Genomic DNA, 25,615 nt, shown 5'->3' on the forward strand with positions numbered 1-25,615 from the left:
CTCATGCAATGCTTCGAGCCTTGCCGGCCTTATGCGCGGTTATCGCCTTGACCGCCTGCGACCAAGGGGGCGATCCCCTGCGACAGTACGGGGCGGATCCCTACCTTCCGGAGCCTCAGAACTATCTGTTGCCGCCCATGAGCGTTCCCAAGGAAGTGGGCTGGAAACCGGGGGAGACGCCAGCCGTCACCGAAGGATTGAGGGTTCAGGCAATGGCGACGGGGCTGATGCACCCTCGCATCGTCTATCCTTTGCCGAATGGCGACGTGCTTGTCGTCGAGGGCAACAGTCCCGGCACCACGCCTTTCCGACCCAAGGACTTCATCCAGGGCAAGGTGAAGGCGAGGGCCGGAACGGCCGGCAAGGGCGGCAACCGCATCACCCTACTTCGCGACGCCGACGGCGACGGAAAGCCCGAGCAGCAGACGGTCCTCGTCGACCAACTTCATTCGCCCTACGGCGTGTCCTACGTGGACGGCACGCTCTATGTGGCCAACACGGACGCGATCATGGCGTTTAAGTACGCGCTCGGTCAGACCAAGATCACGGAGCCCGGCGTGAAGCTCGCGGATCTGCCGGCCGGACCGATCGACCACCATTGGACCAAAGCGATGGCCGCCAGTCCCGATGGATCCAAGCTCTATGTCGGCGTCGGCTCCAACAGCAACATCACCGAGAACGGCCTCGACGCGGAAGAGGGGCGCGCGGCTATCTACCAGATCGACCGCTTGACCGGCGCGAAGCGCATCTTTGCGTCGGGCACACGCAATCCGACCAATCTGGCCGTCGATCCCGACACAGGCGGGCTGTTCGCGGTCGTGAACGAGCGGGACGAGATCGGTCCCGACCTCGTTCCGGACTACCTCACCATGGTGCAGGAGGGCGCCTTTTACGGCTGGCCTTACAGCTACTGGGGTCAGCACGTGGACGTCCGGGTCCATCCGCAAAGACCCGACTTGGTCGCCAAAGCAGTCAAGCCCGATTACGGCCTGAGCTCTCACGTCGCCGCACTCGGCCTCGCCTTCAGCAAAGGCCAGACGCTGTCGCCACAATTCGATAACGGCTTCTTCGTCGGTGAGCACGGCAGTTGGGACCGCAGCCCGGTCAACGGATATCAGGTGATCTTCGTGCCGCTGGTGAACGGTCGGCCGGAGGGCAAACCCGTCCCGGTCGTTACCGGATTCCTCGGCAGCGACAACGAGACGGTGCGGGGCCGGCCCGTCGGCGTAGCCCTGGACCGCACCGGCGCGCTGCTAGTCGCCGACGATACCGGCAACGCCGTTTGGCGCGTCAGCGCGGGCCGGTCTTGGCAAAAGACGGGAAATTAGCGCCCCCAACCCCCTGCCCGGGATCAGGTCGAATAAGCGCCAAGCGCCTCGAAACAGACCGAGTCTCGCGAGTGCATCGAGCCCGGCGGCCTACTCCACCGGCGACCGTTCCGCCTGCGCCTTACGATCCGCGTAGCTGGTCCAGCAACTTCCGTCAGGCCCCCGAAACGCAACGCTGTTCCGCAGGTTCTCTACGCACGTCACAGCGTCGGCTAGATAGCCGGTCTCTGAATCGTGACCGACTAGCACGCATCGAGAGGCGAACGTCAGATCGTCCTTTCGCCAGGACCAAGGCGTCTCCGGGCCGATCGCGGGCGACACAACGTGGTCGTTCCCGGGAACGCGCATGTACGAATCGACCTGGCCACCCAATACGCCCACTAGCGCAAGCCTGTTTGCTGCGATCACCACTTCATCGATGAGACCCTGCTCCGGATCGATCACGATTGCTCGCACGGTGGCCGGCGGCTTGGGAGGCACGTCTACGGTTGTCCAACGGACCATCGTGACCACCTCGGCAAGGCGAACGTGTACCGGACCGCGCTCTCCGGGTCCGCTGCGCCGGCCCACGATCAGAGCAGGTCCCGGGATCGGCCGAGATCCTCCAACCGTAAACGCCTCCTCGCGCTCTTCGATTCCTGCAAACAAGACGTCGCCCTTCGGAAATTTCATGGCCGCTCGCGGTTTCGCGCCAAAATAGTGGGCCAGCCGCGCATTCTTGCTGATGTCGATTCTGGCGACCGACTTCATCTGGGGATCGATCAAGATCGCTTTGATCCTGTTGAAGACTGATCGCTCCGGCCATTCCTCACGCTCGATCATAGCTTCCTCTTCCTTCACCGAGCACTTTGCCCGCGAGCACATCCGGCTTCGGGACCGCCCGGTTTATCTGGTCGGCGGCCGACACATCAGCATGGCCGGATCAAAAGTGGCGGGCAAATCGCAGTGGGAAGCTAAGCTCTCAAGACGCGTCATTCAGGAATTTGTCCCCAAGGAAAATTGCCGATGCTTCTCAAGGACGCGGCCTGCTTCCGAGCTCGCGTCACCGCCCATATGACCCCGCGAACGAGGTTGCCGCGCGAGGCTCGCAGGCCCGCGCCCGAGGGTGGGACACGGTAATCGATCGAAGAGTGTTCGAGTGGTCGCGAATGCGGCGGAGCGGTGCGAGTACGTCCGATTCGCTGACCTCGCGTTCGCCAGGGATGCCCTCGCGGTAGCGATACGGCTCGCAGGTCTCGAACCGCCATCAGCCGTGCGCTGATCTCGAAGGGACTACCAGCAGCCCTTTCAGCGCCCACAAAAACGCGCCGAAAGCCGAGTCCGTTTTGCCAAGGCTTAATTGTCTAGCCAAAACTTAATTGTCGCTAGAATCCAGCGCCTGCTCGAAGGCGCCGACGGCTATGGCAAATCCGTTTTCTGCCGTGGCACCCCGATCTAATCCGTTTTCTGCGCCGCGATCGCGTTTTCTGCGGTCGGACGCGCTCGCGAGGTAAGAAGGGAGGGGCATAATCGAGATTTTGCCCCTCCGTTCTTACATAACGCCTAGTCCGCCGACCCTGCTGCCGTGGGAAGTTAAGCCAGTTAGCTTCCCATTATCTCACGGTACCATGCCGTGCGCGCACCGTTCGATGCCGAGGAGCGTTACACGTGACAGGCGCTATTTTAAAGCCATCCGCCTCGACACCCCCCGTTACTACCTGACTCCGGACGCGTCTGCCTCGAAAGTTTGTCAGATTTCGCCGCAATTCCAGTTCGGGCCAACCAGGCGCTGCCGGCGCCGGAAACGGCCCACTTGAATTCGCCCTCGCGTTCGATGAGGCCGAGACGGCGCAGCGTGTTGGCGCCGCGCGCGTGCACTCGCTCGCAGCCTTCTTGCCCCGGACGCTCCAGCAGGTACCAGCCCTGGACTTCTGTGAGCACGGAGCCGCGCGACATCGCGGCGAGGAGGTGCAGGGGTGCTGGCGTCAGGCGAACTTGGCGACCTTGAGCTTTGCGTCAAGGTACGCACGGCCGGCGTCGGTTATCGTCCAGAAATAGGACGACCCGTAGAATTTCCGCCCCGGACGCTCTGCGACGAACCCGAGATCGCGCATCCTCCATAGCGTGAACGTGTAGATGGACTCCTTGCTTCCGTCGGCGATGAGGTCGAACCAGCCGTCTGCGCTGGCGTCGACGCCGGTGCGGATCCTTTCGAGCAGCGCGCGAACGGCGGGCTTCAGGTAGACCGGCTTCTCGGCGAAATGCTTATCGAGATCGAGACACGGGAGCGCCGCTGCGCGCTCGGCGCCGGCGACGGTGAGTGACAGCGTGATCTTGTGGTTGACGCCCCATGGGCCGCGGGGCTCGGAGGCCTCGATCATTCCGGCCGATTCCAGCCGATGGACTGCACACTTTGAGACGGTCTTCTTGTTAGATCCATCGGGGTTCTGCACATATTGCCAGTAAAACGCGCGGCGGTATTTGTAGCCGGCCTCATACACGTCGTGGAGCGTACAGCCGGCGGCGAGCGCCTGCAGGATCTTCTCGTCGGTCCGCTTCATGCCAGCATCTCCAAGGCTTCCTCGTCGGCGGGAGCGAGCTGGGCCGGCGCCAGATAGGCGCGCGCCGTCCAGGCGCAGCGGGCCGGCGTCATACCGCCGCGCGGGCCGAGCTCAATCCTGACGAGGCCGGCGTCTTCGAGGGCGCGCAGCGCGCGCCGGACGCGGTGGTCGCCGGTGAAGCGGTGGTGCTCGTCTTCGCAGAGAGGGAACCCTTCGAACAGCTTGCGGAAGGCCCACGTCGGCCTTCCCACGCGAGCGCGGAATGTCTCGCGAAATCCTTGCTCGATCTCCAGAGGCCGATAAACCGGCGCCCACACTCCATAGGCAGCCTCGAAATACCGGCCCGGTTTCGACAGGTACGGCCGGGTCCCATCGGCGCCGACGACGCGCGCGATCTTGATCTCATCGAGCCCGCCGGGGTTCTCCGGCTTCGCCGTGGCGTAGTCGACTTCGTAAGTCCGACTGCCGTGGGCCCTGGTGCATGCCGCCAGCACGGCGACCGGATCCCACTTGCCCGGCGCGATCGCGGTCAGCGGGACGCGCGTCTCCTTGAACTGCACCGTTCCGAACAGGTCGCTGCCGCCCTCGAAGTAGCACTGGCGCCGCCCGCAGATGACGTCGACGCCGTTGGCGTCGAACAGGCCGTCGGCGTCCGGCTGCGGCGGCGCGTTCTTCCGACGCGCCCAGTTGCTCTGCGCCGTGGCGTAGACGCCGAAGTCGAGCTCTGCCTGCATCATTTGCCCCAGTGGTCGGAATAACTGCCGAGCGGAACGTCGTTCGGATCGAGACGCGTCGTCGGCGGCCGGCGCACGTACGGTGCCGCCGGGGAGGGGCGCTTGGCGGCGGCCGGCGCCGGCGTCGCGGCCTTCGGCGGCGGCGGCAGTGCGCCCACGCGAGGACCGGGCTTCGCCGGCGGCGGGGGCGGCAGCGCTCCGGGCCGCGGACCGGGCATCGGCGGCAGCGACCGCGCATATGTCGGCGGCGGACGCGGGGCCGGCACGACCGGATCGGTGATCACGCGGCGTCCGTCTTCGTCGAACTCCACCTCAGGAGCCTCGATCTCGACGGGCTTCGGCGCCGACGCGCGCTTGGGAAATCCTCCGACCATTAGGCCGCCTCCTGCTGCACGTTCATGTTAGCGAGCACTTCGCGCGCGAACGCGTCGACGATATCGTTCCATTCCGTCAGCGCCGCGGTCTTGACCGCGAAGCGGCGGCCGGCGGCCTTGCCCTCGAAGACGCGGGCGGCGCACTCGATCTCGTCTGCCTTGGCGCGGAGCTCGGCGACCTTGTCCCGCATAGCTTTCGAGACGAGATCCTCGATGTAGCAGAGGTCGCTCTCGGCAAGCTCGGGGTTATCGACGAGGTCAAGATCGCCGGGATCCACGTTCAGCAGCTTCTCGCCGCGGCGACGCCAGCGCTGGCGGTCGATCACACGCAGCGCGGCCACGAACCAGAGGTAGAATTCGGTGTGCTGCTGGCTCATGCGATGTCTCCCGTGGCACGGACGGCGGCGCGCGCGGCTTCCGTGCAGCCGACGCCATAGCCATCGACCCAGCAGCCGATGAGGTCCGCGATGACCTTATCTGGCAGGTCGCCGCCGCGAACGAACAGCATCCGGCCGTCGCTGTCTCGGACTCCGAACCAGCCGCCGTTCTTGTTGTTGCCCCAGGTACTGCGGCGAACCGTGTACTCGCGGCCGAACACGACGAGCGTGCGGTCGACGTGGACGACGCAAGGCTCAGGCTTGCGGTGGTCGGAGATGTTGATCACGGACATCAGAAGGCTCCCCATTGTAGGTGTTTGTTCATCTTGCAGTGGCCGCAGATCCTGACGCCCTTGTCGGGGCTCAGGAACTTCTTGGCGCAGCCGTCACCGAGGCACTTGCGCAGCTTGACGTGGTTGCCGGTCACCGCGAGGCCCAGTAGCTCGCTTTGGTCCAGATCGCCGTGGCGCTGCGGCCCATCATCGCGGCGATGGCGCGGATATCCCGCCGGTCTCGACGTAGAGTTCCGTGAGCCGGTCTTCCTCGGCGACCGTCCACCGCATTGTCGAGTTCGGTGGCTCGACGAACGGCGCGGGCCAGGCGAGGAGATCAAGCTGCATCGCGCTTCTCCTGGCGGCGAGCGCGTCCGATGAGGACCAGCATTTGGTTGCGCAGCGCCGTCAACGCCGTGACGCGGGCGGCGGCGTCGCGCTCGCGGTCGATCAGGTCGATAAGCATGCCGTCGATGTCGCGGGCAGTACGGGCGCCGCGCCGGTAATCGAACAGGCGCGAGCGGCTGATGCCCAATCCGGCGGCCAGTCTGGTCATGCGCCCGGACGCGCCGTAGAGCGGCGTCGCGACGAGGTCGATGCGCTCGGCCAGGGTTTGCGGGGCTTCCTTCACACTCGATTTCTTGCATTTCTATGTGCCATAGTTAGGCACTCGTCGAACATAATGCGTCCGACGCTGGTGGGTGTCAAGTCCGGTTTCGAATCCTATCAGGTGGCCGGTGCGTTTCCGCCTTGCAGCCGACCGTGCAACGATGGGCGGTAAGAAGAGGAGGTCATCACATGCTGAAGAACATCGTTTTCGCGATCGGCGCCGCCCTGCGCGCCGCAGTCGCGCTCATTCGCGCCGCCATCTCGATCCCCGGCCGCGTCGTCGGCGCGCTGCTCGGTAGCGGCGCTGCGCCTCCGGCCGAGGACCTGCCGGAGGTCCAGGATCTCGCCGTCAAACTCGCCGCTGCCGACGCCGAGGAGCAGGACAACTACGCGAAGATCGCGCGGGCAATCTGGCACTGGTGCGTAGAGTCCCTCATCGCCGACGGCCCCGTCGCGGTGCCGGCCTGGCTGCCTCGGCCGGTGAAGTCGTGGCTGCCGGGCCTAACGGCGAAGGAGGCGGAAACCATTGTTTCTGCAGAAAAACAAGTTATTCAGGCGCATGCGCGCGGCCTGTGCGGGCTGCCCGGCGTGCGGAAGGTGCAGACACTGGCGCCGGTGAAGGAGTGGTCGCCGGCCCATCGCGAGCCGGCTCCGGTCTTCGCCGTCGACGCTACCTGCGAACCAGCACGCCGGCCCGCTTGAGCGCGAGGCGATTGAGCGCGTCGAGCTCGGCCTCGGCGCGCTCGGCGCGGCGCACCGCGTGCTCGCGCAGCAGCTCCGAGACGTTCAAGAACTTCTCGACCTGATCGCGGTTGTAGCGCGCCCACTGGTTCGCGGTGTTGCGCTCGGCGGCGGACTGCACCGCACCGACGAACGCGCCAGCGAGGGTCAAGGATCCGCCGACGGCGCCGGCGGTGAAGGTGCTGGGGTTGAAGTTCGTGTGGCTCACCGAGGGCTCCTTACGATTGTCGCGCCGGGACAAGATTTGTCCGACGTTAGTAGACATTATGTCACATTCATCTTAGGATTCGTTAATCGCCGGTCCAATTCTTTAACGATCGGTCGATTTACCAGACGGGAGAGCAACCATGACTGACGAGAACCTTGCCGCCGGCGCGATGTCCGGCGGCATCGATCTGTCGGCGACCGACGGCGCGCTGCACGTTTCCCACATCACCGCGATGGCCTACGAGATCGAGGCGCGCATCGACCTGCACATTATCGAGACCGCCAGCCACTGGCTCGTCGACGCGAAGAGCGCGTTGCGCTCGGCGCTCCAGTACGTGGAGCAGCACTTCGCCGAGGGTGAGGCCAAGGCGAAGGCCGAGATCGAAGGCGTCGAGGACGCTTCGAAGACCGACGTCGCCAAGGTCGAGTGGAGGGCTCGCGGAGCTGATCTACGAACCCGGGGAGGGCGACGACGACACCGACACGCACGTCAACCCCGCCGACTTCGCGGGGGCTAAGGCGATGTGGTTTGAGGTCAAGCGGAGGGTGCAGTGAGCACGTTCTTGACTGCCGATTGCCATTTCTTCCACGGCGCCATGTTGAAGTTCTGCCCGGATACGCGTCCCTACGCGAACATTTCCGAGATGAATGACGCCATGGCGTCGGCCTGGCGCAAGGTCGTCAAGCCGAATGACGAGGTAATCGTGGTCGGCGACTTTGCGCACCGCGCGGATGATCCGAAGGAGCTGAAGCGGCTGTTCGATTCGTTGCCCGGCGAGAAGCACCTCATCGTGGGCAACCATGACGGCCCTGACACGCTCGCGTTGCCGTGGAAGACGATCAACCAGATGGCCTTCTTGTCGATCGACAGCCAGCGCGTGGTCTTGTGCCATTACGCGCTGCGTAGCTGGCCCGGCATCCGCCGGGGCGCCTGGATGCTCTATGGTCACCACCACGGCCGCCTGCCCGGCAACAGCCAGAGCATGGACATCGGCGTCGACGTGATGGGCTTGGCGCCAGTGAGGCTCAACCAGATCAAGCAACGCCTGGCGCAGCTGCCGCCGCTGCTCGATCCCGAGGGCGGCAACGACTTCGAGAACGATGGAGTGAAGCCGTGAGCGTCGGGACAGCCGACACAGACAACCCGCTGGGTCCCCGCGAGCGTCAGCGTGCTCTCGATCTCGACGAGCGCCGGAGAGCGCGGCAGGTCGGCGTCTGGGCGCGTCGTCAGGTAGCGAGCCCCGGCGCGCCGCGCATGTCCATGGGCATCATGAACTCACTCGCGGGTCTCAACGTCGACGAGCTGGGCCACCTGTTGCGGGCGAGCTCGGCGGCGATTATCAAGCTAATCGCCGGCGTCGTCTCCGGAGGCCGCATCGACGGTGTCCGCTCCGTGCAGCCGCTGCAGCAGTGGTTGCTGCTTTTTTCGAAGGTACTTTCCCCGGGCGAGGACCTGCCCGATTGTGCCGAGGGCGACTCTGGACCGAAGTGGAGGTTCGGTTGACGCTGCTCGCGGTCCAGTCAGACCTGCACATCGACCAAGAGTGCAACGGCTATCTGAAGCCGCCGCCGATCGAGGCCGACGTGTTGGTCGTGATCGGCGACACAACGAATGCGATGACGCGCTCGCTGCGCTGGATTGCGGAAAACCTCTGCGATCGTGTGCGGCGCTGCGTCTACGTGCCGGGCAATCATTGCTTTTACCGTGGTCCGCCGGGCTCTGGCGAGGAGAACACATTTTACGAAGATCAGATGGAGCGCGGACGCGAGATCGCGGGGACCGTCGGCATCGATCTCCTGCAGAACGATGTGCTGCATCTGGATGATATGGGCATCCGCATCGCCGGCGCGACGTTTTGGTCCGACTTCAGCTTGCTGCCGCCCGGCTGGTCGCGGAAGATGGCGATGTACTTTTCGCAGAACGGGCGCCTGCGCGACGACCGCTGGTCACTCAGGGACAAGCATAACGACTTTATGGAGATCCGCATGGGCGCCGGCAACAGCGACCATCGCTTCACGCCGTCGCAGTGGCTCAAGCTGCACGATGAATCTTTTCGCTTTTTCTCGCGTGTGCTTGAAACACCATACGACGGCGAGACGGTCTGCGTATCGCACATGGGCCCAGCATCGTCGATCGAGCCTGGAATGCACGCGTGGTTGTATGGCTCCAAGGATATCGAAACCTTGATGATGGGCCCGAACGCGCCGAGCTTTTGGTTGCACGGCCACGTTCACAAGTCGCTTGACTACTCAATCGGAGGTTGTACACGCGTGGTCTGCAATCCGCGCGGATATGCCTTAGCGAACGGCATGCGCGAGAACCCCGATTTCGATCCGACGCTCGTCGTCGAGATCGGGCCGCGCCAGTCGTTGACGATGAACATCTGAGCATGCTGAATCAGGCGAAAGGAGAGTCGCACTGGTCGATGATTTCCTCGGTCGAAATCGCCGGTGTGCTGGTCGTCGCGCAATAACCTGGACCGGCATGAGGCGCATGGCATGAGCCTCGCAGCGGGTCGTTTGCCCCGCCCGTCATGATGGACTCGCGCAGAGCTCGTAGCTCGTCGCGTTGCGCGCTTCCGCCAGGCCGATGGCTACTACTCTAGACGTAAGCGTCGGCCTCCGGCGAGAGAGCGCCGTCCCAGGGACTAACTTTCCTCGATCTGACTGAACTTGAAGGGCACCGGCCGTCGGTCTCGACAGCGTGTGGATTCCAGATGGAGCTCGAGCATGTCGCCTTGCCGCAGGGCTGCCTAGGACGCAATGGAGCAGGCCGCGAAGGAGTTTCTGAAGCGGCGCAGGAAGCCGCCTTAAGTCAGCCGAGCGGTACGCGCGAAGCGATTTTGATGACGGCACGCACTACGTTTGCGACCACTCTTGCTGACCGGCCTTCAACCAAAAATCCAAGATCCATTGAATGTCTAGCGAAGACGGTTATGTTCGCGCTACCGGCGTAGGCAAGTTCATTGTCCGCCAGCGCAACCTTTGCGTGGAAGGTTTCATAGCCTTCTGCGGCTTCGATTGTGTAGTCAAACGCTTCGATGCCGAGCCTTGCCAGGGTCGCCGCGTTGTTGAGGACTACGCGCGTCGCGTCACCAGGTGTGCGGACGATGAGCCTTCTCGTCGGCGCTCTAGTCATGGCGAAAAGCTGCTGCGCGAACTCAAGTCCTTCCTGGTTCAGAAACGGCGTCATGATCGTAAAGGTGTCGATGGCCTTGCCTGCGATCGTTTGCAGTGCTTCGTTGGTAGAAACGAGTGAAGCGTAGGCCATTCCTGTCTGCCCAAGGGCCGCGGCGATGGCGCTCGGGGGCGGCGGCATGGTCACGATGGCGGTGGCCGTTTCACGGAAGGCATCGTGGGATCGCATCGCGGCCGCTCCTTCCAAGAAGGAGACGACGGCACGCGGTAGAGGGGCCGGTCCGGTCCTCCATCCGGAATCGGATGGCGTCAGCCAACCGCGTCTGACGAAGTCGGCAGCGACGCGAGACAGCGTGGATCTCGGCATAAATCCCAAGCTGGCGTTATCTATGGTGCCGGCCGGACGATCGGCGATGGCTGCGGCCAACTGGGCGGCTGCCGCGCAGTCGTCGCCCAGTTCGCTGACCAGCGATCTCGACAGCGAGCTTCCGATCGTCGCGTTCATGGCGTGGCGTCCGCCCGCGTTCGCCGCCGCGCCACTTCATAGTAGCCCGTGAGCTCGCGTCCTTCGGCGTCCCAGCGTGGGAAACCGCGGCCGATGAGCACGGAGCGGGAAAGCAGTTCGTTTCGGGTGAGGCAGGCGGTCTCCGGGATGAGCAGGCAATCGGGGCAGGCTCCGCCTCGGTGATTGCACACGCTTTCAGATCCGCAGCGTAGACTAGCGGGATCGACCATCCGGTCCAGCACCTCGTTGCCGTACGCGGGGTCACCCCGATCGCGCCACATCGATGACAGGTTGCCCAGGTCCATCGTCATGCCGCGACGATAGACTAGGAAGGCAAGGTCTGGGACAAAGATGTGCTCCCCGAACGATCCTAAGTCCAATCCGGACATCGACGCAGAAATTCCCAGCAGATGGTGGGCCATCGTGTGTAGCAGCGTGTAGACATAGGGGTATGCCAGCCTGGGAACGCTGCGTTCTCGGCGATACTCGTCGAGGAAACGCGAAAAGCGAACGTCCTGGTCGTTGGCCATCCGTGCAAACTGCTCGATGAGGCGACCTCCCAGACGCACGCCGGCATCGGCTGCCGGCAACTGGATCTGATTCGCTTCGAGCCAATCGAGCAGGCAGGCCTCGTTCAGGCGGACGTACAAGCCCTCATTGGATTGGATGAGGCAGAGCACGGGATGAAGAGCTCGATCCCCGACCGGGACCTTGTCGAACAAGCGCAGTCGCACGGGCATTTCGGCCGATCCGGCCTTGTCTCTCATGACGACGGGGGACGAGCTGGTCCGTGTGTAGCCGAAAGTGTATTCGCAGACCCGCACGTCGCGGACGAGCCGCATTTCCTCGATGCCCAGCAGGTCTCTACGGAGGCGCACCTGATCCAGCAGTCGTGCGCGTGCGTCAGCATCCAGATCGTCCGGAAACAGGAAGTCGTCGAGGATCGTCACGTCGACCGAGGCGCTCTTGCCGTCAGGCATTTGGCGCCCTTGGAGACGCTCCTCGGTAAGGGTCTTGTGTTCGAGAGCCATGCGGACTGGATCGAACCGCCGCACATAGTCGCCCCGTTCGCGGCAGGCTGTGTCGATGCCTTCCACGGCCTCGAACTGTCCGGCGAAGACCGTCTCGTTCCACTCGGCTTCCTGTCGAGCGATCATTTCCCTTTGCGCGGCGATGGCCGCAGGCTCGATCTGGGGCATTCGCTCGAGGGTCGCTATGAGATTTCTCACGCGCCGATACGTGTCCCATTGGGCGGACTGTCCGGCCGCCTGTAGCAGCGCTTCCTTTTCGGTGTCGTCGAGGTTGGTCGGGGGATAGCCGTACTCGGTCGACAGAAATGCACTCAGGAGCGTCGTTTGCGCCGATCCCAGCAGTTGGATGTACCGCTCCTGATCGAACACGAGGAGCCTGTCGCCGTGGACGTAGTAGGCGGCCGAGGCCCGGTAGGAGACGGGCTCCATATTGATCTCGGCTGGCAGCGCTTGATTTTGGGCAAGCAGAGGGCCGAGCTCCTCGAGAGTCGTCAGGTCTCTCTGCTGCATGGGCCTGGGCAGCTTGCAGTTTACGCACTGGAATTCCCAGTTGCCGAGCCGCCCCGGAGGGCGGTGAAGCAAGAAGCGATCGGAGCCGCACGACGTGCAGCGGTCCAGGTCGCGCACCTCACCTTCATACCACGACCGATAGTTCGGCGTGATCGGCTCCACGTTTCCGGACCAGTGCGCGTAGACGACATCCAGCTGTTGCCAGTCGTTGGCGCAACTGTCGGCGCCGGAGGGGCATGCATTCCTGAACCGGGCAGCTTCATCGGCGAGCCGCTCGACCCGGTCGCTGTGCCGGTGCAGTTTGCAACGAGTGCAGACGAACGATAGAGGGAAGGGGACGTAGCCAACCCTATCCGGCACCTGGAACGCGAGATCCCCGAAGCGTACTCGAACAGCGTCGTCGCTAATGACGCGTCCGTCCACCGCCAGGTTCAACGGGACGGCATGCCGGAGGTTCGTGCCTCGCCTGGCCCTCGTTGCCCAAGCCTCGAAATATTCCTGAATCTGCTCGGAGATCATGCGCTGGGTGTTGGGGCGCAGCTCGTCTCCAGCCGTCCTATTGCCGGGGCTCGGCAGCGCAAAGCATGCTCCGGATCCGCCCTCGAACGTAAAGAGGCTATGCGGCGCATAGGCGGTCGCAAGCTGTCCACGCGACCTCTGCATCGTATCGGGCTTGCTCATGAGTTTTGTCCCGTGTCTGCACCGCTGTCGAGTTCGCTGTAGGCGCCACGCCTTCCGAGCGCGACGCCGCGGTTGCGGATCATCGAGATGGCGTCGGTCAACTGTTCTTCCGTGATCGCTTTGTTGGTCTGCGAACGGCGGCTGCCCTCGATCCGTCCCTGAACGTCCACGTCCCGGAGGCTAGTCATCGGTCGCATAAGGTCGGTGTTGGTGGCCTTCCAGAAATCGTTGAGGCTGCCGGTGTAGTTCTTGCTGTCGAGCACCTGCCGAATGCGCTCAACCTCGGAACGGGCGAGATTGCCGTAATATTCTGGATTGGTGGGCGATCCGATCGGAGCTCCGATGCCGATGGCGGCGCCGACGAAGCGGACGCAATCGTCGAACTCCTGACGGGAACGCAGCAGCCTGGCCGCGGCCTCCACCGTGGAGGGAAGCGCCACCGGGCCCTTCTGATCGTCGGGCGCGGGAAGGAAGCGTTCGTTGTGCCTCACGCCGGCGAGCCAGGTCTGCACCATCGAAGGGATGGTCCGCTTGATGGCGCGATCAGCCCATCGTTCGACTGCGGGCGGAGAAATCATCCGCTCAAGAAGTCGATGGAAAGATTCATGGACCTCCACGATGAACCGGTCTCGCCGGGTCTGCGGAATGGGAATCAGCAACGAAAAGCCGACGTGCGTGCGCCCGACGCGGGACGATGCCTGGATGTACTCGGCGATGTCCGACGGCATGCCGGCGAAGGCCATCGCGTTAAAGAATTCCACGTCCACGCCGTGCGAGATCGCCGATGTGGCCACAATTCCACGCAGCGCCGTGGAGATATCGTCGGCCATTGGATCGAACCTCGACTCCGCTTTGCGGATGACGCCCTGAATGTCGGCGATGTCCACGCCGCCCGAGATCAGCTCCATGGAGAAGTCGGTGAGGGCGTACTGCTCGCCCATGGCGGCATGGACTTCTCGCACCTCGGTTTCCAGCGCCGAGAGGATCTGATCGCCACCTTTCTTGTTGGTTACATACGTGAGCTCGATGCGGTGCAGATCGACCAGTTGCGCCAGCCGGTCGTATCGGCCGTCCTGCGCGGCCGACCGGAGAGCCGCAACCCGCCGCTCCGACCACGGCGCTGTCGAGACGCTGGATATCATCTCTTCCGCCGCCCTGATTTGCCGCGCCGGGTCGGTCGCGCTCAGGTCGCGCTGCCATCTCGTTATCGTCGCCGCATGCGCCGCCAGAACGGACAATGTCGTGACGGTGTGAAGCCGACCGTTGGTCATGAGGCTCGCATAGATGCGGCCCCAAGGTGCAGCGAGCTCCAAGCCGCGAGGTGTGATCCCAGAAGCAGCCCTCGCTCCTGCTGCGTCGCCCTCAGGCTCGAAAGCCGCCATTCGGGTGTAGAAGCCTTCGTGAAGGGCCGGACCGGGATGCGGAAACTGGACGACCCTGCGCTGGTAAAGTGCGCGCGTGTGCTTGGCGACGTCGGCCGCCGTGGCCGTCGCGCCGACGACGTGAGGAAGGCGGGGCCGGCCCGGCGCGGATGGCACCTCCACCACGCGATTTCCCAACAAGGGCGCCAAGCGCGTCAACCATTGAAAGAGTGCCGTCTCGAAGATGCCGCCGAACGTGCCGAGGCTCTCCTCGAGAAGGTGCATCTCGTCCTGGACGATCAGGCTCGGAAACGGATCGAAGAAAACTTCTTCACCGGACCGAAACGAAGGTGCCACTCGTCTGTAGTCCGACGGCGTCTCGTTCGGTTGGGGACTGCCAATCATGTGCAGCAGCCCCAAGGGGCCACCCTGCACGTGCCGGGCCATGCCGAACATGCCGGCAACTTTATCGATGGTGCTGACGTTCTGGCCGAGGAGGGCCAGCTTGTCGATCGTGCCGAGCAGCACGGATGGTGCGGCCCGGTAGATGTCCGTGTCGATCATCAGGAACGGGAGCGGCTCGGCTTGGCCCTGCCGGTCCGTTGTCTCCACATTCCATTCGCACCGGGTGTTGAAGCAGACGATGCCCAGTCGATTGTGCCGCTCTGGGTAGAGCCGCAAGCCTGTGTCGCGCGCCGAGTTGCAGAATGGACAGCGGGGCAGCTTGTTCCAGGCCGCGTTTGCTGTGACGTATTCCCGGTCCGCCTTTTCCTGTCCGTCGAGGATCGCCTGTTCGTCTCGGGCGCGCGGACTGTCGACGACGGGAATGCACCTCATCTCGTCCGACAAGGTGCCCGATCTCGTTTCGGTCGCATTCGGCGTATTTCCGCTGCCTACCCAGAAGCCAACTTCGAACGGTGCGCCGCCCACTCCTTCGCGACGCCGAACCGTCTCCGCCTTCGCCAGCAGCCGGGCGAGGCGCTGAGCCTGCTGCACGGTCAAAAGGCGTAGCGGATAGTGCATCATGGCCGTGACGCCGCGCGTCTTTCCGCGCAGGCGATCGATGAAGAGCGCGAAGACGAGCACGCCGAAGAAAGCCTCGGTCTTGCCGCCGCCGGTGGCCATGTAGAGAAGGCTCGCGGCATCTTCATCGAAGGCAGCATCGAACTCGTCCGCGTATGCAGGAACGCGCGAGGCGAAGGTCGGCACGTGGGCGAGCACGAATGCGAGCTGGAATAGACGCCAGCCGGGCCTCTGATCCCGCGACGCCGGGTTTGCTCTCGCGAAGGTCCGGTTGAGGAGTAGCCAAGCTCGGTACGGGATCGCAGCTGGAGACCCTGCGTCGCTGCGCCAGGCCTGCTGCGATCGAGCGACGAGGCGGATCCCTTTTCTGATCCGATCCGCCTCGCGGCGCCAGGCCTGCAGGTCGTCTTCGAACCTCGTCCGTTGCGCAGCCTCGTCCGCTTCCGTCCCCTGCTCGCCCGGTTGAGTGATGGCAGTGGTTCTTGCCACCCGATCGATCCAACGATCCATCTCGGCTGAGAGCGCCTCGAGCGAACCGATTTCGGTGTCGGCGGAGGAGAGGGCCTCGTATTGAGTGACAACGTTCGAAATCTCGGTCGCCTTGGTGCGCGGCAACACGAAGCGCGGCATCCAGGTGGTACGAAGCCTACGGTGTCCATCGAAGGTGCCGCGATCTTCGACACCTCCATTGACGCCGATCGCCGGCATCGTCATGAAGCCGGCCAGATGATAACTGCGGCGGACGCGCTCTAGGCGCATCGGACCCAAGGCGTCGACCGGAATGTCGACCGCGAGAGCAACGCCGAAAAGCCCGGACTCCTGCGCGGAGTCGTTCTCCTGCAGGTTCTCCAGCGCGATCCGCACGGAGAAAGCTCCATCGACCAGCGGGTCTGGCAGAGCCTGAGCGAGTACCTGGATATCGAAATCCGGTAAGAGGTCGGCCTCGGACGTAGGTCGCGCGCGCGCATCGGAAAGGAAGCGCTCCCAGTTCTCCTGCGACCAGAACGCCTCGGATGGAGGATTCAATTTCCGCCAGGCGTTTGCCTTGCCTTCCTCCGTTGCCAGCCAGCTTCGATAGGAAGCCTTGATCGCGGTCTCGAGCACCTGCTTGTACGCCAACGAAGCGGTGGTCCAGGCCGGCGGGTCGCACGGCAGCGGGAGCATCAGTGGTTCCAGTGGTACCGCCAATCTGATCCACTTCTGCGGCACGTCATAGCGCTGTGACACTGCGCTCGGAATCCGAAGTCGTTCCGCGCCCGTCGGAGCGAGAGGGTCGGTGACCCCGGTATCAGGCTGTGCGTCGTCGATCTCCGGATTGTCGCCGATTGGGGGAGGGGGAGCCTCGCGAGGCAGCGCGACGCCCAACGCCAAATGGACCTCGCGAGATATCTGCGATCGAATGCGAAAGCGCTCGCTGGAAGAGGCGCCTTGGGGAATCTCGGCCTGCGCCCTTTGGCGGATTTGATCCCTGATCTGCGTCTTGGCGGCCTGATTGAAGCCGGGCGGCGGTATGAGCCATCCGTTTCGCGCGAAGAGTTCGTTGGTCGTTGGCAACGCGCGCACATAGCAGCTAAAAACCGGGTGGATGACGAGAGCGCCGGTGGTGCCTGGTAGAATCCGGAAGTCGAGCCCGTGCGTAGCGATCCGGATGTCGCTGGATTCGTCGTCGCCGTTCTCGTCGAGTCGGGGCAGAATAAAACCACTCGAAAGCTTTCGCGCGGGGCGGTCGCCTACGACGATCCTGCCGAATTCGCCGTCGCCGCTGACGGCTTGACGCGTGCGCTCCAACACCGCGTCGCAGACCGCCTCCTTCAGCTCTTGTCGGTCGTCGGCAGACATGCCGGCCACAGCGGTCGGTTCAGCCATTGTCGCCCTCGCACACTACCTTGTTGACGTCCTCGACCACGTCGACCGCCTCCATGACCTGCTGCCACAGCCCTTGCATCGACTTCCAGATGCCTGCGGATTCCGGATCCAGCACGAACTGAACGACGCGCTGATTGAACAGATGGCCTTCCTGAGCCCGATACGAACGGGCGGGAAGCACGGCGAATCTCCAATAGAGCGACGACAGGCTCTCCTCGACGCCGACGGCCTCCATGAAAAGGCGAAACCTAGGCCAATCGCGTGCGGCCCCCGGTGCACGGCTGCCCTCCACTGTCGTCCGGGCGACATCCGCCTTCAGCCAGCGCTTGATGTTGTTGATCTCGTCTCCGGTCGACGGGTCAATGGCGTGCATCTTGGCAAGCACGTTGCGCGCCTTGCTGGTCGTAGAATCGCCCGGCGTCTTCGCATAGATGTCCGCGATATGGCTGTGATACGCCGCGAGCTGCTGTTGGCTCTTCCTCGAACCGGCGATCGCCAGACGCAACGGCTCGCGGATGGAGGCGTCCAGCACCAGGATTCGCTGGCCGGGTTGCACTTCTCGAGCCTGTATCCGCTCGAAGGGACGGAGCTCACCCGGCGAGAGAAGCAGAATTTCGCCGCCGGGACGATAGTCCAGACGCAGACCGCTCTGCATGGTGAGCTGGATCACCTCGCCGCGATAGGCCTCATCGGCCTGGGTGAGATCGACTTCGCGCTCCTTGATCACGCTCGCCACGCTGAACTCGGCTTCGGCATGATCCAGCGACTCGTCGGATCCGCCCCGCTTCAAGGCGGAGACGAGCAGCTTTGCTCGAGCCGCGAAGGACTGGAAGGCGGATATGGACTCGATCGACGACAACTCCGCCGAGAGCAGCGCGCTGCCGGCGGCGTCGCCGATAAGGTAGCAAGTCTTCAGCCAGCTCTTTGTCGTAAGAAGCGCTTGCACAGCTTCCGACGTCGGCCCTACCACGATCAGGCGCTCCGGAGAGACCACCGCCAAGTGGGTTGCCAGGCTTCGGTGATCGACGACCGTACAGCGGTAGCCGACGGCGCGGTCGGACGCCATGAACACCTCGGCGACGCGACGGTCGGCGAGCGATACTGTCGTTCTCGGCGAGTCCATCTCGGGGTTGGCGAGCAATTCCGCCAACTTGGCAGCCACAGGAGTGTCCTTCTCCCAATCCGCTACCTTAGCCTCGATCTTCTGGACGGCTTTCTTGATGTCGCCGGCGAAGACCGGATGCAGATCGCCGGCGGCGATCAGGTCCGAAAGGACCATCTTGGGGCGGAACAGAGCCCGCAGCGCCGCATCGAACTCGCCGTCTTCGTCGTAGATGATGTCGGCGATGTCCCTGGCGTCCGTCAACCCGAGCGGAAGGGAAGCGCAGCGCCTGACGAAGGCGAGCACGCGAGAAACTGACTCGGCGGCACGCGGCGCTCCTTCGTCCCGCATCCGGCGTCCGAGAGCGACAAGTTCCTTCCGCAGAGGCGCGAGAGAGGCATCCTTGATGTCGGCCTGGAACGAGATCGGAGGCAGCTCGGTCGGCATATCGGGCGCTTCCCCGAGCAACGTCGGGCTTTCCAGGTACAGTCCCATCTGCAGGGCCTTCACCTTCGGCCGTCGCATCTCCGCATGACTCTTTAGCAGCCGGAAGGCCCGCCGATGGATGAACGACTCCTCCGCCAGGACGAGGACCCCGGGCCTCCTGCCTTCGACGCCGTCAAGGGCGGTCAATAGGGCGTCGAGTCTCCGTTCCCAATCGTCCTCGATTTCCGACCGTCCGATGCGCGTCAGGTCGGCGACGATCAGGTCCAGTCCATGCCGGCGGATGCGTTCAGACCCGAGATAGCGCGTCAATCCCTCCGCTGCCTGCACCGGAGGCAGACCTAGCAGCGCGAAGGGCGTGCGGGTCGGGTCTCCGATGGCGCCGACGTGCTCGACCAAACCTGCATTCGGTTCGCCCATCGACGTGTACTTTCGCACGCGACGTAGGACTTGATCGGGAGTCACCTGATATGCGCTGGCGCCCTTTTTCCGGTCAGGAGCGAAGACTGACGTGGTTTCCAGGAGCGTCGGGCTCCGGACTACAATGGATTTGATGCTTGCAACTCGAGCAGCGCTGGGGCGGCTCTTCACCAGATCCTTGAGGCGCATCTCGAGCAAGCAGAGCGACTGGTGCGCAAGCGTACCAGCCTGCCAGTCGCCCTTTTTCGGGTCGTTGTAGGCGGCGAGCGATGCGCGGCCGATGTCGTCCGGGGAAACCAGTATCGAGCGCGCTGCACGGAGGGCTCCCTCGCGCCAAGGCCAGTAACCTACCGTGGCATGGGCCAGGCGCCCCGATGTGCGCGCCTCCCTGAGGAAAATGCAGGCCGGCACGAAGCCGCCACCGGGCCTCGAAGGCCATGCAATGATCGCTCTGTCCGCCGCGTCCTTAATAGTCTCGAAAGCGGCCTCGATGAGCGGTCTGCCGGCATCTATCGACATCCAGTTGGTCGGGTCGGCCGTCGTGGAGTACCTGACGGGCGTGGCTGTAGAAACGCCAGGTCGCAGCAGCTGCGTGGCCGGGGCGGGTGCGCGAGCGGATTGCAGCAGAACGCGGGCGCGCTCGGCTTGTGCGCGCGCCTGTTCCTGCCTGGCGAGCGGGTTGAGGTCCCGGTTGGAGCGCCCGAACCTGTCGTTGTGGTTTCTGGCTTTCATGCCGCCCTACGACTTGATGCAGGGCTCTGGGTCATCGAGTAGGCGAGCTCGACCGCGGTCTCGAAGTCGTTCGTCTTCTTGATGGCGCTTCGCAGATGTTTGGGGCTCGGCAGCGGCAGATTGCGCAGCGCAGCGATGGAAACGCTCGACGTGCCGCCCACCCTTCGGAAACGCTTGTCGACTGCATCGGTGTTCAGCAGCCTGACCAGCAGCGAGAGGTTGGCGCGGCCATCCGGAACCAACGCAATGGTGTGGTTTTCGCAAACGAACCCCTTGTGCTTCTTTAGAACCTTGCGGGGAACGGCGGCGGCCACAAGTCGACGCGGCTGTCGACTGTTTGTCGTGCGCTGCAGCAGGACGGACGGTTTGCGAATTATTCCGGAGTTCTCCTTTTCGCAGACGACAAAATCTGTGCCTTCATCGTCTTTGCTGCGTGGCAGACAAGCCTTTCCGGGTTTTATGTTCGTGCCCCAGAACAGCGGGAACGCTTTCCCTACCTTCTTCCCGCGCTGTAGACGCTCGGTCTCGCGATTCCAAACGAAGGATCCGGCTTTCGGTGTGACACCGTAGTCCTTGAGGCGACCGAGGCAGGCCTCGAAGCCGGTGTCTGCTCCCGGCAGGATCCATGGAGCCGTCAGAGCCGCGTCGTTCGTCGTCACGACTCCGTCTTCCGCGAACTTCCAATTCCGGTCAATTCGCCCGACGTTCGGGGCAAACGGCTTGGTCGCCGCGCGCGAATTCCCCTTGATCCGGAAGATCGAAACACATGCGTCCTGCTGGACGTCGTGGAAGACATCTTTGCGTTCGAGTACGTCGACGCGCAGCACGTCTGCACGCGTACGGATGTTCTTACGCAGCTTCTCGAACAACGGGCCTGAAATAAAGCTCGACGGCGTCACGGTTGCGACAAGGCCGCCCGGCTTCGCCATCCGGAAAGCCAGGTCAATGAATAGCGCATAGCGATTGACGTGGCCGGGTGCGCAGAAGTCGCGCCATTCGACAGGAATCTCGTTGCCTAGACCAAGAATCCGGCCGTAGGGCGGATTCACGAAGACCCCATCGTATTTTGCGATCTCGCCAACGATCAGGGAGTCCCCGGTGCGAATTAGTCTGCTTTTGCTGCGCTGAGATCCGAGCCGGTCTTTCACCAGAGCCTCGCCCAAAAGGGCAAGATGGGGATCGATTTCGATGCCCGAAATTCTGGTCTTAATGTCGCCCGCAACGCAGCCGAGTTCCGTCATGCGGCCAGCCAGGCTCGATACGAACGCAGCGCCTCCCGCAGCCGGATCGACGACCCGCGCAGTCGTAAGATCCAAGTCGGCTTTCTCGGCTTGGCTGATGAGGTGGCGAACGATGGCCGGCGGTGTGAAATAGGTGGCTTTTTCACGCCTGGAGGACGTGCTCATGAGCAAGGTGTAGAAGGTGCTAATCCAGTAGTGACGGTCGTCCACATCGAGCTTGTTCATCTCGGCGCGAAGCGCTGCAGTCACTCTGCTATATCGAAGGGACGGCTCCTGAGGACTGCCTTCCAACAGCGATAGAGTGAGGGCAAGACGGGTACGCGCTTGCAGATGATCAATCGGGGCGAACGCCGTCTCGATTTCGGAAATGGTGGTTCGAATGAGCGCCCGAATTCTTTCAGGCGCCGCGTCTCGCGCCAAAAGATGCGCAACTTCCGCGACCATTATTCCCCCCAGCCGACGCTCAGTTTAGCCCCGCAAACCGTAAACAAGCAAAGGTTTTGCGCCGTGTGCGACGCATCTTTCTAGGAAATCTGGGTCCTTGGTTTCTGAGGGGAATGCGCTTGCAGAGGACATAACCTGCAGCTGGACCGGAATGTGTCAATTGGCCGAATGACCAGATCCACTGATCTGGCTTTTCAGCGGCATCAGCCTCGACGGGTGGTCGTATAGATCATCTCAGAGTGCATAACCAATTCAGCGCGGAAGCTCTAATGTTGGCAACGCCAACCCCTGGGAACGGATCCAGCTAGGTTTCCACATCACCGCTGAACATATCTGCGCCGCGCTAAGTCTCGCACAATGCGGGCCGTCGCACTGCAATCTGTCTCCCGCGTTAACGCTGGCGACATGTGCCGTATTGCGCTCCTGCTTACGTTAACCATACCCGCGTTTGGGCTTGATTTCCGGGCGGGAGGCGCACACATTCATGTGCAGCTGGATTGTTTTCCGGCGTGGCTCCGTCTCTTGGCGGTGGTCTTTTTCCGCGCTCTCGCGGGTCTGCCATTTCTCCGCTCTTTAGCGGCCCCGAGCTTGGGCACTATTGCCCGAGTGGCAGGCGCTGCCGTGACCTTCTCACGGCGGCTCGATCACCCTTGCTTCAAGCCAACTACGGAGAGCTCTATGCATTTCAACATCAGTCTCTTAAACGCGCCGCGTCGGCCTGGCCATGCCGCGGGCGTTCGCGGATGTTGTCGCGCCCGCCTGCAGGACCATCTTGAGCGACGGTCCGCGGCGAAGTTCGCCCAGTCTTACTCACGTTAAGGCTGAGCGCGATGGTCATCTTCTCTGTAAGTCGAGAATTCAAAGCGGCTCTTGTCGCAGGCCTTACGGCGCATGGCACCGACCGCCTGGTGCTGGCTGGCTTGGGACGTGTGTCGCGCGAGAATAGCCCTGCGGCGATTGCCGCCGTCATCGCGGCCTGGCCCGCGGAGCCTGACGGTAACTATCGGATCGCGCTCAGTGACGTAGCCGGATATATCGTTTGGCGGTCATTTGTGTGTTCCGAAATTGCTTTAGGCCGCGGCAAGCGGGACGACGTCGCCGCGTATCGTGCCGCCCTCGGGATCGACACTAAGGCCGCCTACGACTACGTCGGCGCCGTGGTCAAGGGCAGCCGCATGAGGCCGTGCTCCGGCCGAACGTGGTCTGACAATACGCGGTGGGTGGTCTGTAGCTCCAACACCGAAGAGCCGCGCGCGCGTTGGTCGCGCTCGGCATGGGCCGCGCGGGCGCGCGCGCACAAAGTCTTGGCCGATGCGGGCTTGGCCTTGCCTAGGCAGCCGACGTGGAAGCCTGTCGCCACCGCGTTGTTCGAGGAGCCGAAACGCGTCGAAGCCCCTCCTGTCCTTTCAGCAGAGGACGACGCGGCGCTTGCCGCTCTCGCCTGAGGCCGAAACCTAGGCGGCTTGCGGGCTGCCAATGGTCTGTCGGTGGATGCCGGCGCTGACGAGGCCCAACAAGTCAACAAGGAGACCAAGATGCCTGAACTTCGCGACTACATCAGCAACATCGAGTTTGCCACCTCGCTTCGCGAATTGCGCAGCGCGGTTGTGGATGCCTATGACTTCCTGGGGCAGCAAGACCTCGGCGATCTCGACGACTACGTGTCGATGTCGGCCCTGCCGACGTTCGGCGGCGAAAAGCCGAACGACACGAACGAAGTCTGGTCGTGGGATGCTGATGAGCTGATGGTGACTGGTCCGGATGGTGACTTCGCCATTGTCGAACGCCAGGTGTGGGCCGACATTCAGGCAGGGCATAACGCCCACGCGTAAAGCTGGTTCGCCGGTGACGTCGCCACGCTCCACGATCCGCCGCGCGTAGATCGCCGCGTGGCGGCACGCGTCGATGATCGTCAACCGCGAGGCCGACCACGGATATTCGTCCTGATCAATGAGACAAAAATGACCGCCAGCAAAAGTGCCCCGCACTGGTTTACGGAGAAGTCTGTCCGCAAGATCGCGCTGTCCGACTTCGTCGCCCGCGCCGAGCAGGCGCACGAATATGTAGAACTCCGCATGCACAGCTCGTTATACGGCCCCGAGCTGCTGCTGTTCGTCTCGGTGCCTAGGTACGACCTCCGGGAGCACCGCGTCGGCCTGCTCGGTACCTACGGCGGCAAGGTCCGCGCGACGGAGGCCGAGAAGATCCTGGCCGGCATCCGCGCCAGCCTCGACATCGAGGGCATCATGAAGCCGAAGACCGCCGATGAGGTCGAAGCCGCCAAGGCCGCGCTCGCGGCGCCGACCGCCTGAGGAGGACGCCGTGGATCTTTCCGCCATCAACAAGCACCTCGCCCCCGAGATGTCGCGCCGGCGCGAGGCGCTCGCCGCCGCCGTCTGCATGCTCGAGCCGGCGATCGCCGCCGGCGTCGTCCGCAACCGCGATTACGTCCAGGCCAAGGAGATCATCAACCGCGCCGTCGAGGAGGCCGCCGCCTCCTTCCTGGACACCGGCCCGCACCACCTGGGTCGCGGCCGGTCGGACTGGTGGGGCTACGTCTACGCCGCCGAGGCATTCATCCACGGCGCCCATGAGATCCCGGTCGCCCTGCGCCGCGCACGCGAACACGGCATCAACGCCTATGCCGCTTTCATCGAGACCGCGCTGCTGCCGCTGCACGCCCTGCTGCACGCCGCGAAGCCGATGGTGAAAAAGAAGGGTGAGGCCGGCCACCCGCCGGAGCGCAAAACCGCGGAGCAGATCGCGCGCGAGGCGGCGCAGATGACCTGCCAGTGCTGCGGCAGACGCTTCCTGGCCAACCTCGGCACTATGGCGCATCATGGCTACACGCGCCCCGGCGACGGCTGGCAGACCGCGAGCTGCGACGGCGCCAAGAAACTGCCGTTCGAGGTCTCCCGTGCCGTGCTCGGCGCCATAATCACCCGCCTGAAGGATTGGGAGGCGGACGCCGCCTTTGTCCGGGGCGAGATTGAGGCCGAGCGGATCCCGGTGACCGTGACATACAGGGACGATACCGCGCCGTCCGAGCACAAGGCGCGCAAGTCGGTCAACGTCACCCGCGAGACATTCGACGCCGTCAACGCCGAGCATAGCCTGGGCCTCGTCGACTTCGACAAGCTGAAGGCCGGCGACCTGCACTACCGCGACCGCAAGATCGCCGGAGTACGCGACGAGATCGCAGCGCAGCAGGCCCGCTATGACGGCTGGAAGCAGACGCACCAGTGGAGCGCCGCGTCCGAGAAATGGCAGGCGATCACCGATGGCTAGGCTCTCGCGCCGCGCCAGCAAGATCAAAGCCGCCGCCGAGGCGGCCTACGGCAAGCGGGGCATCTCGCAGCTCGCGGAGGCGTCCGGCATCTCGCAGCAACTACTGTCGTTCATCGTGCGCGGCGAACGCACGGTGTCGGATGAAGTCTATCGCAAAATCGCCGACTCGCTGTTCGGCGATTCGGAGCGGCTCATCACGGCGTCGGAGAAACTCGGCCTGTTGGCCGGCAAGATGATAGCAGGACTGGAGAAGTGACGATGTCCTATCATAAGTATCCGGCGATCGGGAGCGGAGCCGCGTTGCGCGAGCGCGACGGCGCGACGCGCACGGCGAAGGTGGTCAGCACCAACCCGAAGCAGATTGTCATTACCGTCGAGGACGAGCAGGGGGCCGTTCTGAACTTCCGCCCGTATCATTGGGCTGGCCCCGGTACGCAATGGACGCACGTCAAGCGGTACCCGACCAAGTGGCTGCGCGACGACAGCGGCATCGTCGTCGTCGAATTCAAAGACCCTCCGCCGACAGGCGGGTAGACCGAATGCTTGCTTATCCAAGAATGGCCCCTGGACGCGAGTCTGGGGGCTTTCGTTTGGGCCTGCGGGCCGACATGTTACAAACTTGGGGCACGATCGCGTTCTTGCCCCGA

26 protein-coding genes are annotated in these 25,615 nt (G+C 63.6%); 12 read left to right on the forward strand and 14 right to left on the reverse strand.

The window, feature by feature from the left end; genetic code table 11:
• The first annotated feature begins 8 nt into the window (after positions 1-8).
• On the forward strand, positions 9-1,328 hold the full coding sequence (locus tag XH80_RS36305; protein ID WP_271602750.1) for a PQQ-dependent sugar dehydrogenase: 1,320 nt from the start codon (positions 9-11) through the stop codon (positions 1,326-1,328).
• Positions 1,329-1,418: 90 nt separating this feature from the next.
• Here XH80_RS36305 and XH80_RS36310 read toward each other — a convergent pair whose 3' ends face one another.
• The 8 genes from XH80_RS36310 to XH80_RS36345 form a co-directional block, all read right to left on the reverse strand.
• The gene (locus XH80_RS36310) at positions 1,419-2,150 is read right to left on the reverse strand and encodes a hypothetical protein (protein WP_271602751.1); all 732 of its coding nucleotides are present in this window, start codon (positions 2,148-2,150) and stop codon (positions 1,419-1,421) included.
• 1,142 nt (positions 2,151-3,292) lie between these two features.
• Positions 3,293-3,868: a hypothetical protein gene (locus tag XH80_RS36315; protein ID WP_271602752.1), complete on the reverse strand. Its 576-nt coding sequence runs from the start codon at positions 3,866-3,868 to the stop codon at positions 3,293-3,295.
• Positions 3,865-4,602, reverse strand: coding sequence for a hypothetical protein (locus XH80_RS36320; protein WP_271602753.1), 738 nt, complete (start codon positions 4,600-4,602; stop codon positions 3,865-3,867). Before XH80_RS36320 ends, XH80_RS36315 begins: the two co-directional genes overlap by 4 nt.
• Positions 4,602-4,976 carry a hypothetical protein gene (locus tag XH80_RS36325; RefSeq protein WP_271602754.1) on the reverse strand — a complete coding sequence of 125 codons (375 nt, stop codon included), beginning with the start codon at positions 4,974-4,976 and terminating at the stop codon, positions 4,602-4,604. Before XH80_RS36325 ends, XH80_RS36320 begins: the two co-directional genes overlap by 1 nt.
• The gene (locus XH80_RS36330; RefSeq protein ID WP_271602755.1) at positions 4,976-5,353 is read right to left on the reverse strand and encodes a hypothetical protein; all 378 of its coding nucleotides are present in this window, start codon (positions 5,351-5,353) and stop codon (positions 4,976-4,978) included. Before XH80_RS36330 ends, XH80_RS36325 begins: the two co-directional genes overlap by 1 nt.
• A complete protein-coding gene (locus XH80_RS36335; RefSeq protein ID WP_271602756.1) occupies positions 5,350-5,646 on the reverse strand; it encodes a hypothetical protein in 297 nt (98 codons plus the stop codon). Before XH80_RS36335 ends, XH80_RS36330 begins: the two co-directional genes overlap by 4 nt.
• Positions 5,647-5,832: 186 nt before the next feature.
• Positions 5,833-5,973 carry a hypothetical protein gene (locus tag XH80_RS36340; protein ID WP_271602757.1) on the reverse strand — a complete coding sequence of 47 codons (141 nt, stop codon included), beginning with the start codon at positions 5,971-5,973 and terminating at the stop codon, positions 5,833-5,835.
• A complete protein-coding gene (locus tag XH80_RS36345; RefSeq protein WP_271602758.1) occupies positions 5,963-6,256 on the reverse strand; it encodes a hypothetical protein in 294 nt (97 codons plus the stop codon). Before XH80_RS36345 ends, XH80_RS36340 begins: the two co-directional genes overlap by 11 nt.
• A gap of 167 nt (positions 6,257-6,423) precedes the next feature.
• On the opposite strand from XH80_RS36345, the gene XH80_RS36350 reads away from it, so the two are divergent.
• Entirely contained in the window at positions 6,424-6,936 is a 513-nt protein-coding gene (locus XH80_RS36350; RefSeq protein WP_271602759.1) for a hypothetical protein, read from the forward strand.
• Here the strand turns inward: XH80_RS36350 and XH80_RS36355 are convergent.
• On the reverse strand, positions 6,905-7,183 hold the full coding sequence (locus tag XH80_RS36355; RefSeq protein ID WP_271602760.1) for a hypothetical protein: 279 nt from the start codon (positions 7,181-7,183) through the stop codon (positions 6,905-6,907). The two genes, XH80_RS36350 and XH80_RS36355, sit on opposite strands and share 32 nt — an antisense overlap.
• Before the next feature lie 139 nt (positions 7,184-7,322).
• Between XH80_RS36355 and XH80_RS36360 the strand changes: the two genes are divergently transcribed.
• Genes XH80_RS36360 through XH80_RS36375 form a run of 4 tightly spaced genes read left to right on the forward strand, consistent with a single transcriptional unit; the run spans position 7,323 to position 9,570 of the window.
• Positions 7,323-7,700, forward strand: a complete 378-nt coding sequence (locus tag XH80_RS36360; RefSeq protein ID WP_271602761.1) for a hypothetical protein — start codon at positions 7,323-7,325, stop codon at positions 7,698-7,700.
• Positions 7,701-7,733: 33 nt separating this feature from the next.
• The gene (locus XH80_RS36365) at positions 7,734-8,300 is read left to right on the forward strand and encodes a metallophosphoesterase (protein WP_271602762.1); all 567 of its coding nucleotides are present in this window, start codon (positions 7,734-7,736) and stop codon (positions 8,298-8,300) included.
• The gene (locus tag XH80_RS36370; protein WP_271602763.1) at positions 8,297-8,686 is read left to right on the forward strand and encodes a hypothetical protein; all 390 of its coding nucleotides are present in this window, start codon (positions 8,297-8,299) and stop codon (positions 8,684-8,686) included. Before XH80_RS36365 ends, XH80_RS36370 begins: the two co-directional genes overlap by 4 nt.
• Positions 8,683-9,570: a metallophosphoesterase gene (locus XH80_RS36375; protein ID WP_271602764.1), complete on the forward strand. Its 888-nt coding sequence runs from the start codon at positions 8,683-8,685 to the stop codon at positions 9,568-9,570. Before XH80_RS36370 ends, XH80_RS36375 begins: the two co-directional genes overlap by 4 nt.
• A 427-nt stretch (positions 9,571-9,997) precedes the next feature.
• On the opposite strand, the gene XH80_RS36380 is transcribed toward XH80_RS36375, so the two are convergent.
• The 5 genes from XH80_RS36380 to XH80_RS36400 are packed head-to-tail and all read right to left on the reverse strand — an operon-like array spanning position 9,998 to position 21,680.
• Positions 9,998-10,825: a phospholipase D-like domain-containing protein gene (locus XH80_RS36380; protein ID WP_271602765.1), complete on the reverse strand. Its 828-nt coding sequence runs from the start codon at positions 10,823-10,825 to the stop codon at positions 9,998-10,000.
• Positions 10,822-13,047, reverse strand: a complete 2,226-nt coding sequence (locus XH80_RS36385) for a hypothetical protein (protein WP_271602766.1) — start codon at positions 13,045-13,047, stop codon at positions 10,822-10,824. Before XH80_RS36385 ends, XH80_RS36380 begins: the two co-directional genes overlap by 4 nt.
• Positions 13,044-17,297 (reverse strand): DEAD/DEAH box helicase family protein, encoded by a 4,254-nt coding sequence (locus XH80_RS36390; RefSeq protein WP_271602767.1) that lies wholly within the window; start codon positions 17,295-17,297, stop codon positions 13,044-13,046. The genes XH80_RS36385 and XH80_RS36390 overlap by 4 nt, the downstream gene beginning before the upstream one ends.
• Complete coding sequence (locus XH80_RS36395; protein ID WP_271602768.1) at positions 17,290-19,995, reverse strand: hypothetical protein; 2,706 nt, start codon at positions 19,993-19,995, stop codon at positions 17,290-17,292. The genes XH80_RS36390 and XH80_RS36395 overlap by 8 nt, the downstream gene beginning before the upstream one ends.
• Positions 19,992-21,680: an Eco57I restriction-modification methylase domain-containing protein gene (locus XH80_RS36400; protein WP_271602769.1), complete on the reverse strand. Its 1,689-nt coding sequence runs from the start codon at positions 21,678-21,680 to the stop codon at positions 19,992-19,994. The genes XH80_RS36395 and XH80_RS36400 overlap by 4 nt, the downstream gene beginning before the upstream one ends.
• An 830-nt stretch (positions 21,681-22,510) precedes the next feature.
• Here XH80_RS36400 and XH80_RS36405 point away from each other — a divergent pair.
• The 6 genes from XH80_RS36405 (at position 22,511) to XH80_RS36430 (ending at position 25,502) form a co-directional block, all read left to right on the forward strand.
• Positions 22,511-23,125 (forward strand): hypothetical protein, encoded by a 615-nt coding sequence (locus tag XH80_RS36405; protein WP_271602770.1) that lies wholly within the window; start codon positions 22,511-22,513, stop codon positions 23,123-23,125.
• Positions 23,126-23,215: 90 nt separating this feature from the next.
• Positions 23,216-23,512, forward strand: coding sequence for a hypothetical protein (locus XH80_RS36410; protein WP_271602771.1), 297 nt, complete (start codon positions 23,216-23,218; stop codon positions 23,510-23,512).
• Positions 23,513-23,641: 129 nt separating this feature from the next.
• Positions 23,642-23,992 carry a hypothetical protein gene (locus XH80_RS36415; protein WP_271602772.1) on the forward strand — a complete coding sequence of 117 codons (351 nt, stop codon included), beginning with the start codon at positions 23,642-23,644 and terminating at the stop codon, positions 23,990-23,992.
• 10 nt (positions 23,993-24,002) lie between these two features.
• Entirely contained in the window at positions 24,003-24,968 is a 966-nt protein-coding gene (locus tag XH80_RS36420; RefSeq protein ID WP_271602773.1) for a hypothetical protein, read from the forward strand.
• Entirely contained in the window at positions 24,961-25,224 is a 264-nt protein-coding gene (locus XH80_RS36425; protein WP_271602774.1) for a helix-turn-helix domain-containing protein, read from the forward strand. Before XH80_RS36420 ends, XH80_RS36425 begins: the two co-directional genes overlap by 8 nt.
• Positions 25,225-25,226: 2 nt before the next feature.
• Positions 25,227-25,502, forward strand: coding sequence for a hypothetical protein (locus tag XH80_RS36430; RefSeq protein ID WP_271602775.1), 276 nt, complete (start codon positions 25,227-25,229; stop codon positions 25,500-25,502).
• Positions 25,503-25,615 lie beyond the last annotated feature (113 nt).

It is taken from the genome of Bradyrhizobium sp. CCBAU 45384 (assembly GCF_028128665.1).
GTDB lineage: Bacteria > Pseudomonadota > Alphaproteobacteria > Rhizobiales > Xanthobacteraceae > Bradyrhizobium > Bradyrhizobium manausense.